General features: G+C 59.2%; 15 protein-coding genes. 10 read left to right on the forward strand and 5 right to left on the reverse strand.

The window, feature by feature from the left end:
* The first annotated feature begins 30 nt into the window (after nt 1-30).
* Nucleotides 31-321 (forward strand): hypothetical protein, encoded by a 291-nt coding sequence (locus NQF87_RS01550; protein ID WP_266126662.1) that lies wholly within the window; start codon nt 31-33, stop codon nt 319-321.
* A gap of 85 nt (nt 322-406) precedes the next feature.
* Here NQF87_RS01550 and NQF87_RS01555 read toward each other — a convergent pair whose 3' ends face one another.
* Entirely contained in the window at nt 407-2,305 is a 1,899-nt protein-coding gene (locus NQF87_RS01555) for a lytic transglycosylase domain-containing protein (protein WP_266126663.1), read from the reverse strand.
* A 40-nt stretch (nt 2,306-2,345) separates the two neighbouring features.
* Complete coding sequence (locus tag NQF87_RS01560) at nt 2,346-2,984, reverse strand: TerC family protein (RefSeq protein ID WP_266126664.1); 639 nt, start codon at nt 2,982-2,984, stop codon at nt 2,346-2,348.
* Nucleotides 2,985-3,207: 223 nt separating this feature from the next.
* Here NQF87_RS01560 and purB point away from each other — a divergent pair, with 223 nt between their 5' ends.
* The 9 genes from purB to NQF87_RS01605 all read left to right on the forward strand — a co-directional run bounded on the left by purB (nt 3,208) and on the right by NQF87_RS01605 (nt 10,447).
* Complete coding sequence (gene purB, locus NQF87_RS01565) at nt 3,208-4,539, forward strand: adenylosuccinate lyase (protein WP_266126665.1); 1,332 nt, start codon at nt 3,208-3,210, stop codon at nt 4,537-4,539.
* A 113-nt stretch (nt 4,540-4,652) separates the two neighbouring features.
* The gene (gene purC, locus NQF87_RS01570; protein ID WP_266126666.1) at nt 4,653-5,417 is read left to right on the forward strand and encodes a phosphoribosylaminoimidazolesuccinocarboxamide synthase; all 765 of its coding nucleotides are present in this window, start codon (nt 4,653-4,655) and stop codon (nt 5,415-5,417) included.
* Nucleotides 5,414-5,656 carry a phosphoribosylformylglycinamidine synthase subunit PurS gene (gene purS / locus NQF87_RS01575; protein ID WP_266126667.1) on the forward strand — a complete coding sequence of 81 codons (243 nt, stop codon included), beginning with the start codon at nt 5,414-5,416 and terminating at the stop codon, nt 5,654-5,656. Before purC ends, purS begins: the two co-directional genes overlap by 4 nt.
* Nucleotides 5,653-6,408 carry a Rap1a/Tai family immunity protein gene (locus tag NQF87_RS01580; protein WP_266126668.1) on the forward strand — a complete coding sequence of 252 codons (756 nt, stop codon included), beginning with the start codon at nt 5,653-5,655 and terminating at the stop codon, nt 6,406-6,408. The genes purS and NQF87_RS01580 overlap by 4 nt, the downstream gene beginning before the upstream one ends.
* A 3-nt stretch (nt 6,409-6,411) precedes the next feature.
* Nucleotides 6,412-7,110, forward strand: a complete 699-nt coding sequence (purQ, locus tag NQF87_RS01585) for a phosphoribosylformylglycinamidine synthase subunit PurQ (protein ID WP_266126669.1) — start codon at nt 6,412-6,414, stop codon at nt 7,108-7,110.
* Complete coding sequence (gene purL, locus NQF87_RS01590) at nt 7,110-9,350, forward strand: phosphoribosylformylglycinamidine synthase subunit PurL (RefSeq protein WP_266126670.1); 2,241 nt, start codon at nt 7,110-7,112, stop codon at nt 9,348-9,350. Before purQ ends, purL begins: the two co-directional genes overlap by 1 nt.
* A gap of 30 nt (nt 9,351-9,380) precedes the next feature.
* On the forward strand, nt 9,381-9,608 hold the full coding sequence (locus NQF87_RS01595) for a BolA family transcriptional regulator (protein WP_266127028.1): 228 nt from the start codon (nt 9,381-9,383) through the stop codon (nt 9,606-9,608).
* Between the two features lie 18 nt (nt 9,609-9,626).
* Nucleotides 9,627-9,962 carry a Grx4 family monothiol glutaredoxin gene (gene grxD / locus NQF87_RS01600; RefSeq protein ID WP_266126671.1) on the forward strand — a complete coding sequence of 112 codons (336 nt, stop codon included), beginning with the start codon at nt 9,627-9,629 and terminating at the stop codon, nt 9,960-9,962.
* Nucleotides 9,963-10,123: 161 nt separating this feature from the next.
* On the forward strand, nt 10,124-10,447 hold the full coding sequence (locus tag NQF87_RS01605) for a hypothetical protein (protein WP_266126672.1): 324 nt from the start codon (nt 10,124-10,126) through the stop codon (nt 10,445-10,447).
* A 70-nt stretch (nt 10,448-10,517) separates the two neighbouring features.
* Here NQF87_RS01605 and NQF87_RS01610 read toward each other — a convergent pair whose 3' ends face one another.
* From NQF87_RS01610 to NQF87_RS01620, 3 genes are all read right to left on the reverse strand, one after another.
* Nucleotides 10,518-10,919: a YraN family protein gene (locus NQF87_RS01610; protein WP_266126673.1), complete on the reverse strand. Its 402-nt coding sequence runs from the start codon at nt 10,917-10,919 to the stop codon at nt 10,518-10,520.
* The gene (hemB, locus tag NQF87_RS01615) at nt 10,909-11,904 is read right to left on the reverse strand and encodes a porphobilinogen synthase (RefSeq protein WP_266126674.1); all 996 of its coding nucleotides are present in this window, start codon (nt 11,902-11,904) and stop codon (nt 10,909-10,911) included. Before hemB ends, NQF87_RS01610 begins: the two co-directional genes overlap by 11 nt.
* A 95-nt stretch (nt 11,905-11,999) precedes the next feature.
* Nucleotides 12,000-13,445, reverse strand: a complete 1,446-nt coding sequence (locus tag NQF87_RS01620; protein WP_266126675.1) for an amino acid permease — start codon at nt 13,443-13,445, stop codon at nt 12,000-12,002.
* Between the last annotated feature and the right edge of the window lie 31 nt (nt 13,446-13,476).

Raw genomic sequence — 13,476 nt, forward strand, 5'->3', positions numbered from 1 at the left:
TCACATGGAAGGATGATTGAGGAGGATTTTATGAAGAAACTGTCCCTTTCTGCTCTCGCTCTGATCGGCCTGACAGCCGCTGCTGCTCCGGCTTTTGCTGCTGATGCTCACACAGGTGCAGCTCATCATCATGGCCACCACCATCATGGCAAGAAGTGCAACATGAAGCACGGCCAGAAGAAGGAAGACGGCAAGGCTCCGCAGGCTACTGACGACCTGAATGCTTCTTCCCTACAGAAGTCCCAGCCGGCTGTCCCGCCGTCAGCTCCGGCCCAGCCGGCTGCTCCGGAAGCCGCTCCGGCCCCGGCTCAGGCAAACTGATTCAGAGCGATCTGTCAGTTATGAAAACGGCCCCGTAACAGGGGCCGTTTTTTTTATGTCCTGTCCCGGTAATCGGATGAGCGTCTCATGGGCTGGGTAGAAGGGCATAAAGGGACATGTCTGCTTCAATATGCTCGATGTAAAGCCGGGTCTCCTTGTAAGGGATCAGCAGAAGCCAGCGTAACAGGGTGTCTTCGTCTTCCGGGCCGGGGGAGGCCGGGCTGTTCATCTGCTCCTGCCACTGCCGGGAGCGTGTCGGGCCTGCATTATAGGCAGCCAATGCATAGGGGAGGACATGGCCGAAGCGGGTATGGAGGTCCTCCATGAAGAAGCTGCCGATTGTTGTATTGACGTTGGGGTCCAGCAGGTCGAGAGGTCCTGTCAGCGTGTAGGGCAGGTTGTGGCGTCGGGCCGTCTGTATGGCGGTGGGGAGCAGAAGCTGGGTCAGCCCCAGCGCATGACGGGGGCTGACAGCAAACTCATCCATGCTGCTTTCCTGCCGGATGAGGGCAGGCATGAGGCCATTGGGCAGGGATGTGGGAATCATGACACTGGAGGCGGGGTAGCCGTCAGGATAAAAAGCGATGCCCTGCCGTGCCAGCTGACGGGCCACCAGAATGGCTGCCTTGGGCAGATGAAGTGATCGGGCCAGTCGGGCAATGGCGATCTGGCCATCCCGGTCATTCTGGGTACGTCCCTGAAGATAGGTCAGGAAGAGGGTTGCATTGATCAGATCCCCCGAATTCTGGAGCCGCGTGGCGGCATCCATCAGATCGGGCCGGGGGCGTGACTGTCCACCCGTCACGGGCGGAAGGGCCGCCAGCCGCTGCTTCAGGGCCGCCAGAAACTGTGAATCCCGCTGGCTCGTGGAGAGAAAGGGGCTGTGGTTCAGGTGCGCCAGAGCCAGCTGCCCGTAAAAGGTCGTGGGGAGAGCGGAAGCTTTCCTGTAGAAGGAGGCGGCCTGATCGGGGTGACGGCCTTCCAGTGTCCGGGCCATCCAGTAGAGACCGGTGGCACGCTGGTTCAGGTCCGCTGCCGAGGCGAGTATCTGGAAATGTGAGGCCGCCCTGTCAGGGTCATGCAGCCGCATGAGGGCGACATGGCCTGCCAGCAGGTGGCTGTCCGGCGTCTGTTCCGTTGCCGGGATGGCATCCAGCAGGGCAAGGCCGGTCTGAGCTGCGTCACTTCTGCCGGTACGGAGCAGGGCACGGACGAACGCCGTCCGTTCATCCTGCCATTGCAGGCTGGTCGGTGGCGAGAGGGCCGTAATGGCGTTTCCGGGCAGGGGCTGCTGCCAGAGCGGGATGGCCTCATCCAGCCGGTCATGAAGCCGGAGATAGCGCAGCCGGTAATAGAGCAGGAAGGCGTCACGGGTGGAGGCACTGTTCTGGAAGGCTGCATCAGCACTGGCCGTGGCAAAATGGTTAGCCAGACGTGCTGCCAGGAGCGGCCTCAGCGTAGGTGGCGTTCTCTGAAGCTGCTGCTGGGCAGCGGCGAGCGGCCCCGTACGTTCCAGCCTTCCATAGCGTTTCAATTCATCATCTGGGGTCAGGAAGGAGGCGAAGCGGGACAGGAAAAGGCGGCTTTCACTGGCATCCATGTCCGTTTCCTGCCAGAGCCGTCGGGCCTGCGTGGCAGGAGCGGGCAGGAAGGGGGCGCAGGCCGCCAGAAGATCACTGCGTATGATGGGAAAGAGAGGACAGAGTGACTGGCGTGCTTGGGGATCGGGAGTGGCCAGAAGGGCACGTTCATAGCGGCTGCTGATCCGTTTCTCCAGCGGCCATCCAGGCTGCAGCCGGAGGAAGGCGGCATAGCGTTGTGCGGGATAGCTGCCTCCATCCGGAGCGGTCAGGGCTTTCCATTCATCAAACCGGGACGGTGATGGCAGGGTGGATGCCGGTGTGGTCAGGCCAAGCTCCTCTTCTAGAGACGTGTCCGCATCTCCACAGGCGGTTGCGGCCGGACAGACAGCACTGAAAGCCATAAGGAGAGCAGCTCCTGCCCGGCGGGGGCTTTTCAGGAATTCAGGCAGCGTGCTGGAAGACGATTTCATGATAGCCCAGAAAGAAGAGATGAAGGCTGAGGCCTATCATGATGATGAATCCAAACCAACCTAGCCAGCGCATGCGCAGCAGCAGGGCCGGGGTGTGCATGACGCCAAGGGTGATGACCAGAATGGAGACGACCAGCCCGATGATGAGAATGGCGTGATGGTAGATGGAGAGGCAGGCAATGGCGAGAATGTTGTCCAGCCCCAGGGCAAGGTCCGCAATGATGATTTTCGGTATGGCCTCGGCCAGACTCGTGGAATGGCTGCTCTCGTCATCAGGGTCGGGAGAGGTGAGGGCACGGAAGAGGGACCAGCTCGTCCATAACAGGAGAAAGCCCGCCACGATCTTGGTGTAGGAGAAGATGAGGAGATCGCTGAGAATCAGCGTCAGCCCGATCCGCAGGAAAGCCGCCAGAGCCGTGCCGAACATCAGGGCCTGCCGTCTGTATTTCCGCAGTTCCGCCTTGGCCAGAGGAGAGTGGAAGTCTTCGTCCAGTCTGGTTGGTCTTATGCTGTCCACGATCTTCTTGAGGATGATCACGTTATAGCCGCTGAGGGACAGATTCAGAAGAATGGTCAGGAAGATCAGCAGAATGAAGTTGAGAAAAGGCATGGCCGTACTATGGATTACAGTCTCTGATATTTACTGTTACGCTGGACCATATAGACGGAAAAGGGTCTAAATGTGGAGAAATGATCATCACCTGAAAGGTTTCTGAAAGATTTTCTGGTTTATGCCCTTGCGAAAGCAGGTCCATTCTCCTTAACAGCTCTGGGCAAAAGGGTACCATTTGGGGTAATCAAGGCTGGATTGCTTTTCCTGCAGGAGTTACGTCATGGTTCCCCGCTACGCGCGCCCCCGGATGACGGCCATCTGGTCCCCTGTCAACCGTTACCGCATCTGGTTCGAGATCGAGGCTCTGGCCTGTGAGGCTCTTGCCCGCAGGGGGGAGATTCCGGCAGAGGCGGCGAAGGTCATCCGTACCAGGGGTGATGCGGCCATGGCGGCATTTTCCGAAGCGGACGTGGCCCGGATCGACGAGATCGAAGCGGAAACCCGTCATGATGTCATTGCCTTCCTGACATGGCTGGCCGAGAAGGTCGGGCCGGAGAGCCGTTTTGTCCATATGGGCATGACCTCTTCCGACGTTCTGGATACCTGCCTTGCCGTCCAGTTGACACAGGCCACGGACATTCTCCTGGAGGACATGGACACTCTTCTCCTTGCGCTGAAGACCCGTGCCCATGAGCATAAGCATACAGTCACCATCGGGCGCAGTCACGGCATTCATGCAGAGCCGATGAGCTTCGGCCAGAAACTGGCCGGTCACTATGCCGAATTTGCTCGCAACCGCCGTCGGCTTGAAATGGCCCGTGAGGAAATCGCCGTCTGTGCCATTTCCGGTGCCGTGGGGACCTATGCCCATATCGCTCCGGAAGTGGAGGAATATGTGGCCAGCCATCTGGGGCTGAAGGCGGAGAGCGTGTCCACGCAGGTGATTCCCCGTGACCGTCATGCGGCCTATTTCTGTGCCCTTGGCGTGATTGCCAGCGGGATCGAGCGTCTGGCGACGGAAGTGCGTCATCTCCAGCGTTCCGAAGTGCGTGAGGCTGAAGAGTTCTTCCATGCCGGGCAGAAGGGCAGCTCGGCGATGCCGCACAAGCGGAACCCGGTCCTGTCCGAGAATCTGACGGGGCTGGCCCGCCTCATCCGCTCCTATGTCACACCGGCACTGGAGAACGTGGCTCTCTGGCACGAGCGTGACATCAGCCATTCCTCCGTGGAACGAAACATCTGCCCGGATGGCACGATCACGCTGGATTTCGCTCTGGCCCGTCTCTCCGGCATGATGGAGAATCTGGTGGTCTATCCGGACCAGATGATTGCCAATGTGGAGGGCCTTGGCGGTGTGGTCCATTCCGGCGAGGTGCTGCTGGTGCTGGCCCGTGCGGGCATTTCCCGTGAGGACGCATACCGTATCGTCCAGCGTGCCGCCATGGCGACATGGACGAAGCTGGGCACGCCGGAGGGCCGGACTTTCCGTGAAAATCTGGAGGCTGACCCGGATGTCGCCGGGCGGGTTGAGAAGGCCGTGTTGGATGATGCGCTGAACCCGGCCCGTCATCTGCGTGCTGTGGACCAGATTTTCGCCCGCGTTTTTGGCTGAAGGTCATGACCGGGGGCATTTCCCCCGGTCTGATCTCAGGCTCGTATAAAGGCATCTGGCTGTGGTAAGATACACGGATGGCCTGATAGGTGCATCGAGTAAGGATTGAATGTATGGCTCGCCGTCGTCAGATTTATGAGGGAAAAGCCAAGATCATCTATGAAGGACCGGAACCGGGAACGGTGGTTCAGTATTTCAAGGATGATGCGACAGCCGGTAACGGGGCCAAGAGTGGCGTCATTACGGGCAAGGGCGTTCTCAACAACCGGATCAGCGAATATCTGATGCAGCGTCTGGGGGAGCTGGGCATTCCCACGCACTTCATCCGCAGCCTGAACATGCGTGAGCAGCTGGTGCGGGAAGTGGAGATCATCCCTCTGGAGGTCGTGGTCCGCAATGTCGTGGCAGGGTCCCTGTCCAAGCGTTTCGGTCTGCCGGAAGGCGAGCGTCTGTCCCGCACTCTTGTGGAATATTACTACAAGAATGATGAACTGAATGACCCGCTGATCTCTGAGGAGCATATCGTCACGTTCGGCTGGGCACATCCGCAGGAGCTGGAAGAAATCCAGAGCCTTGCATTGCGGGTTAATGATTTTCTCTGTGGGCTGTTCACTGGTGTCGGCATCACTCTGGTGGACTTCAAGCTGGAGTTTGGCCGTCTCTGGCAGGGCGATGAAATGCGGATCGTGCTGGCTGATGAGATTTCACCAGACAACTGCCGCCTGTGGGACAGCCGGACACGGGAGAAAATGGACAAGGACCGGTTCCGCCGGGACATGGGGGGCGTGGGCGAAGCCTATCAGGAAGTCGCACGCCGTCTTGGCATCCTTCCGGAGAACGGGCAGAGTGAGAACGTATCTGCAGAAGGTGTACAATGAAAGTCAGGGTTTTTGTTTCTCTGAAGGAAGGTGTTCTGGATCCGCAGGGCAAGGCGGTGGAACATGCGCTGCACTCTCTCGGTTTTGAGGGAGCGTCCGATGTGCGGATCAGCCGTGTGGTGGACCTGCACGTGAAGGCTGAGAATGCCGAGGCAGCCAGGAAGAAGGGCGAGGAGATGGCACGTGCCCTTCTGGCCAACGAAGTGATTGAAGATTTTTATGTGGAGGTAATCGTATGAAACTCATTCGACAGACAGGGCGGGTTTTTCTGTTGGGCATGGTCTGCATGTTCTTGGGCACGACGGCTCATGCACAACGTATTTCTTCCATCTCTGGTGTGGAGTTGGGTGATCTCTGTCGAAAAGAGTCCAAGCGTGAGGCCTGCGGTTCCTACCTAGCAGGTGTGATGGATGGTGCCGCCTGGTCTCAGAGTTTTGGCTCGCTTGTGGGATCCCGTCCGGCAACGGCTTTTTGCTTGCCCGCAGGAATTAAGGGTGCGCAGGTGCGTGCTCTTATGGTTGGCTGGTTGGCTGGGCATGAGGCTGTGGCTAGTCAGCCTGCTGGGCGCGCTGTCTATCAGGCTCTGCATGACAATTACGCCTGTCCGACAGGAATGGCCGGCATGTATGTCGAACAGCATGCTGAAGCTCAGAGCATTTCTTCTTTGTCAGGTCGTGCTTTGGTCTCCATGTGTACGCACGAGAATGGCCTTTTGGCCTGTGACGGCTATCTGGCTGGAACGATGGACAGCGAGGTCTGGGCGCGCAATTACTCCACGGTTGAGGGTGTGCATATGCCAGTGGCTTTTTGCGTACCGAAGGAAGTTCGTGGGTCGCAGCTACGAGCACTGGTTGTCGGGTGGTATGCTGGCCATGACGATGCTCTGAACGAGCCTGCCGGTCGTGGCATTTATCGTGCGTTGCGTGCTAATTATCCATGCTCCTCTACAATTCAGTCTATTATCCCGCTGCAGTCAGGGGGTAGAAGGTAATAAATGAAAGCAGGTATTGTCGTTTTCCCGGGCACCAACCGGGAGCGCGACATGGCTCAGGCCTTCCGGGTTGTATCCGGCAAGACACCACAGATGCTCTGGCATCAGCAGGATAATGTCGATGGGTTTGACCTGATCGTTCTCCCCGGTGGCTTCAGCTTCGGTGACTATCTCCGCAGCGGGGCCATGGCGGCTCATTCGCCCATCATGAAGGCCGTACGCCGTTTTGCCGAAAAGGGCGGCTATGTCCTCGGTGTCTGCAACGGCTTCCAGATTCTGACGGAAGCCCAAATGCTGCCGGGTGCGCTCCTGCGTAATGCGGGCATGCGCTTCCTGTCTCAGGACTGCCACCTGAAGGTGGAAGGCCGGGACAGCATCTTCACGTCCGGCTGGACGCATGGGGATGTCTTCCGTGCGCCCATGGCCCATGGGGATGGCAATTATACTGCCGCCCCCGAGGTGCTGGACCGTCTGGAAGGTGAGGGCCGGGTGGCCTTCCGCTACTGTACGGCGGAAGGGCATATGAAGGACAGCGACGAGCATGTGAACATGAATGGCAGTGCCCGTTCCATTGCTGGTGTTCTGAGCGAGAACCGTCGTGTCTGTGGTCTCATGCCGCATCCTGAAAATCTGACGGAAGAGATTCTGAGTGGTACGGATGGTCTGCCGCTCTTTACCGGGATCATGGAGGCATTGGGCTGATGACAGCAGCACATGTTGATATTGAGCTTGCACGCTCTTTCGGCCTGAAAGATGACGAGTACGAGACCGTCCTGACCATCATGGGGCGGACGCCGAGCCTGACGGAGCTTGGCATTTTCTCCGTCATGTGGTCGGAGCACTGCTCTTACAAGTCATCCCGTCTCCATCTCAAGACACTGCCGACCAAGGCTCCCTGGGTCATTCATGGCCCGGGCGAGAATGCCGGCGTGATCGACATTGGGGAAGGTCTGGCCGCCGTCTTCAAGATGGAGAGCCATAATCATCCATCATTTATCGAACCCTATCAGGGAGCGGCCACGGGTGTTGGTGGTATCCTGCGTGACGTGTTCACGATGGGTGCCCGCCCCATTGCCAACCTGAACGCCCTGCGTTTCGGTGATCCGTCTCACAAGGACACAAAGCGTGTCGTGGATGGTGTCGTCCGTGGGATTGGCGGTTACGGCAACTGCATGGGTGTGCCGACGGTTGGTGGGGAGGTGAATTTCCACCACTCCTACAACTGCAATCCGCTGGTCAATGCGATGACGGTCGGGCTGGCCCGGCAGGATCGCATCTTCCTGTCTGCTGCGGCAGGTGTGGGCAATCCGGTCGTGTATGTCGGCTCCAAGACGGGGCGTGATGGCATCCACGGGGCCACGATGTCCTCCGCCGAGTTTGATTCAGAGTCCAGCTCCAAGCGGCCGACCGTGCAGGTGGGCGACCCCTTCACCGAGAAGCTGCTTCTGGAAGCCTGCCTCGAACTGATGGCCACTGATGCGGTGATCTCCATTCAGGACATGGGGGCCGCCGGCCTGACTTCGTCCGCCGTGGAGATGGCCAGTAAGGGCGGGGTCGGGATTGACCTGGACCTGGACCACGTTCCGCAGCGTGAAGCCAACATGCAGGCTTACGAGATGATGCTCTCGGAAAGTCAGGAGCGTATGCTCATGGTGCTGCGTCCGGACCGGACGGAAGAAGCACGCAGGATTTTCGAGAAGTGGGAACTGGATTTTGCCATTGTCGGCAGGCTGACTGACAGCGGGCGGATCACGGTACGGCATAACGGGAAGGTCGAGGCGGATATTCCGCTTGGTCCGCTGGCTGATGAAGCCCCGATCTATGACCGTCCGACCATGGAGTATGAGCGTCAGCCTGCTCTGGTGCCGCCTGCTGATCCATGCGGCATCGAGAAGGGGCTGCTCCGTCTTCTGGCCAGTGCCAATGGGGCTTCCCGGGCATGGATATGGAACCAGTATGACAGTGGCGTTGGTGGTCAGACCGTCCAGCGTCCGGGTGGTGCAGATGCCGCCATCGTCCGGGTGGAGGGCACGGATCGTGGCCTCGCCATGACGACGGACTGCACGCCCCGTTACGGGCAGGCCGATCCTTATGTTGGCGGTGCCCAGGCCGTGCTGGAAGTGTGGCGTAACTTGACGGCCACGGGGGCAAAGCCTCTGGCCATGACGGATAACCTCAACTTTGCCAGCCCGGAAAATCCGCGCATCATGACGCAGTTTGTCGAGGCCGTGAGAGGCATTGGTGATGCTGGCCGTGCGCTGGATTTCCCGGTCGTCAGTGGCAATGTGTCCCTGTATAATGAAACCCGTGGTGATGACGGTTCGGTGACGGCCATCCAGCCAGCCCCCGTGATCGGTGGCGTGGGTGTTCTTGAGGACGTCCGGAAGGCTGTCGGTCTGGCCATGCCGCAGGATGGCGAGCTGCTTCTGGTCGGTGAGACCTGGGGTGAGCTGGGGCAGTCCATGTGGCTGAAGGAAATTCTCGGCCGTGAGGAGGGTGCTCCTCCAGCCGTTGATTTCGCTGCCGAGCGTCGGAATGGTGATTTCGTACGTGAGCAGATTCAGGGTGGGGCCGTTCTGGCCTGTCATGACGTGTCTGACGGCGGTCTCATTGTTGCGCTGGCCGAGATGGCCATGGCAGGCAATGTGGGCTGCGTGCTGGATGTGGCTCCCGCTGCCCTGCCTGAGCATATTTACTGGTTCGCCGAGGATCAGGCCCGGTATGTTCTGGCAACCAGACAGGCTGATGCCGTGATGAAGGCGGCGCAGGAGGCTGGTGTGCCGGTACGCCGTCTGGGGCGTGCTGGTGGTGACGTGCTGGAACTTGGCGATGTCATGGCGGTGCCTGTCCAGCATCTGCGCAGGCAGCACGCTTCATTCTTCCCCCGTTTCATGGGGAAGGAAGAGGATGCTCCGGTCGTGCATCTGGATGAAATATCCTGAAAGAGCGGAGAGAAGGAGGTTTCGACCATGATGACGGCAGAAGAGATTGAAAAGACCCTCCGGGGGGCCTTTCCTGATGCAGAGATTGTGGTTGAAGACCTCGCAGGTGACGGTGATCACTTTGCCTGTGAGGTCGTCAGCGAAAGATTCCGTGGCGTGCCACGGGTAAAGCAGCATAAGCTGGTTTATGAAGCCTTCGGGAGCCGTGTCGGTACGGAGCTTCATGCTCTTGCCGTGAAGACACGGACACCTGACTGATTGAAAGGACATGCTCAGATGAGTGATGCTGTTTTCCAGACCATCCAGTCCCTCGTGGACAGGAACCCCATCATGCTTTTCATGAAGGGGGACAAGCAGTTCCCGCAGTGCGGGTTCTCCGCCCGTGTCGTGCAGATTCTCAACCATCTCGGGGTGGAATTCGAGACGGAGAACGTGCTTGAGAGTGCAGAGATGCGCCAGGGCATCAAGGATTTCTCCCAGTGGCCGACAATCCCGCAGCTTTATGTGAAGGGTGAGTTCATCGGTGGCTGTGACATTGTCACGGACATGTATCAGAGCGGTGAACTGGAAAGCCTGCTGTCAGAAAAAGGCCTGCTGAAACACGCTGGCTGATATCCGGGGGATGGGCCTTCATCAAATAAATGCCTTGCCAGCTGGCCTGTGACATTGCTTTCTGTCGCGTGGCGTGGTTAAACTGGCCATCATTTATCAGAGTGTAAGGTTCCATCCCTGCCAGCTTGTGGGGAGGGTGCGGCAATGGAGGGGGTAGTGACATGGTGAAATCCCTTAAGGGAGGGGTTCTTTTTGGGCTTCTGGGGTTTGCAGGGCTGGCATCTGCACCGGCAGCTCATGCGGATCGGGTTCTGACGGAACATGAGGCAAGCAAGCTGACATTCAGTGCGCTTATTGCTCCGCCGTCCGCATACTACCATCCGCCAGTGCGCCGTGTGCTTGGCCGCAGGCACGCTCCGGCTTTCCGTCTGGCTGCTGCAAAGCATGTGAGCCGTTTCCATCACGGTGTTACCGTGCGGACGGTGGCTTTCCATGGTCATGTTGTCAGCAAGCATCGCCGGAATACCCATCGTCATCGTGGGTGAGATCATCTCATCCTGATGGAAGAAGGTGCCCCATAGGCCTAGCCTCATGGGGTTTCTTTTTGTCTGCCGTTCAGGAGAGGCGGAGGGCGTCTTCTATCTGCTCGATGTTACCGGTTCCGTCGATGACGAGAACATCCAGCCGGTTATTGGGCCGCTGCCAGTCCGGCCGTGTTTCAATGATGAAGGCAAAGGCCTGAAGAAGGCGTTGGCCCTGCCTGTGAGAGAGGGCCTGACGGGCATCAGCCAGCGTTGCACGCTGTTTGACTTCAATGGCGAGAAGCCAGTCCTCACTGGCCATGAGAAGATCAATTTCACCATGAGGCGTCCTGAGGCGTTGCCCCAGGCATGAATAGCCCTGTCGGGACAGAAACTCTGCTGCCAGTGTTTCCGCCTGCTTTCCAGCCTGATAGGCCAGACTGCCCCGCTTCCTGCGGGAAAGAGGCGGGGCAGCGGAGGGTGTCTTAGCGGGCACGCAGGATACGGGCAGCTTCGACGGCAAAATAGGTCAGGATGCCGTGGCATCCCGCACGACGGAAAGCCATGAGACTTTCCATGATGGTCTTTTCACGGTCCAGCCAGCCATTCTCAATGGCAGCCATGATCATCGAATATTCGCCGGACACCTGATAGGCAAATGTCGGGGCGGCAAAGCTGTCCCGGACCCGGCGGATGATGTCCAGATAGGGCATTCCCGGCTTGACCATGACCATGTCAGCCCCTTCGGCGAGGTCCATGGCGACTTCACGGAGGGCCTCGTCACTGTTGGCCGGGTCCATCTGGTAGCTTTTCTTGTCACCGCCGAGAAGGGCATCCGACCCCAGAGCATTGCGGAACGGACCATAGAAGGCAGAGGCATATTTGGCCGCATAGGCCATGATGCGGGTCGTCTGGAGGCCATTTTCATCCAGAGTGGCCCGGATGGCCTTTATGCGCCCATCCATCATGTCGGAAGGTGCAATGATGTCGATGCCGGCCTTTGCCTGATTGAGGGCCTGCCTGCGGAGGACGTCAACAGACTCATCATTCAGGATATGGCCGTCCCGGATCAGTCCGTCATGTCCGTGAGAGGTGTAGGGGTCGAGTGCCACGTCACCGACGAGGGCAAGTTCAGGGTAGGCAGCCTTCAGTGTCCTGGCGGCCCGGCACATGAGGTTGTCAGGATTCAGGGCCTCTGTGCCCATTTCGTCCCGTATATCCATTGGCGTGACGGGGAAGAGGGCCACGGCAGGGATGCCAAGCTCTACGGCTGGGCGGACATGCTCGGCCAAAAGGTCCAGGCTGACACGTTCCACACCCGGCATGGCCGCGACCTTCTGACGCTGGTTCTCGCCTTCGCAGACGAAAATGGGCCAGATCAGGTTGTCAACATGCAGGTGGGTTTCACTGACGAGGCGGCGGGTGGCGTCGTCATGGCGGTTGCGGCGCAGGCGGGTATGGGGGAAAGAAGTCATCATCATGCAGGCATGATGCCTTCTGGGAGGCCATCTGACTAGACCTAAAAAAAACACCCCGTCAGGCGCAGGCTGACGGGGTGTTGCCACTTCAGGAAAGGTCAGTGATGCTGGTGCTTCAGGCGGCTGCGATGCAGCCCGTAACAGGCATAGACACCCATGCCGATGACCAGCCACAGGGCCAGCCTTATCCATGTCATGAGGTCCATGGAGAGCATGACGGCTCCGCAGGACAGGACACCGAGGATCGGCACGAGGAACGGCCCGCCCGGTGTCCGGAAACGGCGTACGGCATCAGGCTGGCGCAGACGCAGGAACATCACGCCGAAGCAGACGATGATGAATGCCAGCAATGTCCCGATGGAGGTCATCTTGCCGAGAATGTCGATGGGCAGGCAGGCGGCCATAATGCTGGCAACCACGGCCGTGATGATGTGGGAACTCCACGGGGTCCGGCTCCGTTCGTTCAGTTTCTCAAAGAGCGGCGGCAGCAGGCCATCTTTGGCCATGGAAAGGCAGACACGGCTCTGGCCCATCAGCAGCCCGTAGATGACGGAAACATAGCCCAGCGCAATGCCGAACGTGATCAGGGCGGAGAACCAGGGGATATGCAGGCTGTGCAGGACGGTGGCCACCGGGTTGGGGTCATGCAGCATGGCCCGGTAATTGACCACGCCAACGATCACGAAGGAGAAAATCGCATAGATGATGGCGGCAAGAACCAGACTGCCCAGAACACTCAGCGGAATGTTCCGCTGGGGGTTGTGGCTGTCCTGTGCCGCCGTGGAGACGATGTCAAAGCCGATATAGGCAAAGAAGATGAGGCCGGCAGCCCGCATCACGCCACTGGGACCGAAGGACCCGAACTGTCCCGTATTGGTGGGGATGAACGGATGGAGGTTGGCGGCCTTGATGTGCGGCAGGCAGATGGCCGTCACGCTGCCGATGATCAGCAGCTTCAGGGCGACGATGGCCATGTTGATCTTGCTGGAGCCTCTGGTGCCGTACATCAGCAGCCCGGTCACGGCGAAGATGATGAAGACGGCAGGTGCATTGAACCAGGCCCGGACAAACTGCCCGTCCGGCATCATGATGGAGGCACCCGTGGGGGCCAGCAGGCGGGGGTCAAGCGGAATGCCGATCTGATGCAGCAGGGTGCCGAAATAGCCGGACCAGCTGGAGGCCACCGTGGAGGCGTTGACCGTATATTCCAGAATGAGGTCCCAGCCGATGATCCACGCAATGCCTTCCCCCATCGAAGTATAGGCATAGGTATAGGCAGAGCCTGCCTCGGGAATCATGCCCGCCAGCTCGGCATAGCAGAGACCGGCGAAGGCGCAGGCAATGGCGGCGATCATGAAGGACAGCGTCACGGCCGGACCGGCATACTGACCGGCGGCAACACCCGTCATGGAGAACAGGCCCGCACCGACGGTGACACCAACCCCAAGGGCAATCAGCTGCCACGGGCCCAGCACGCGCCGCAGCCCCATGTTGGGGACTGCTGTCCGGGATATCGGTTTGGTACGCCAGAAAGGCCGTCTCATGCACTCTGCTCCATGATGTTTCGGTGTCGTC

The sequence above is a fragment of the Bombella dulcis genome (assembly GCF_026385505.1).
GTDB lineage: Bacteria > Pseudomonadota > Alphaproteobacteria > Acetobacterales > Acetobacteraceae > Bombella > Bombella dulcis.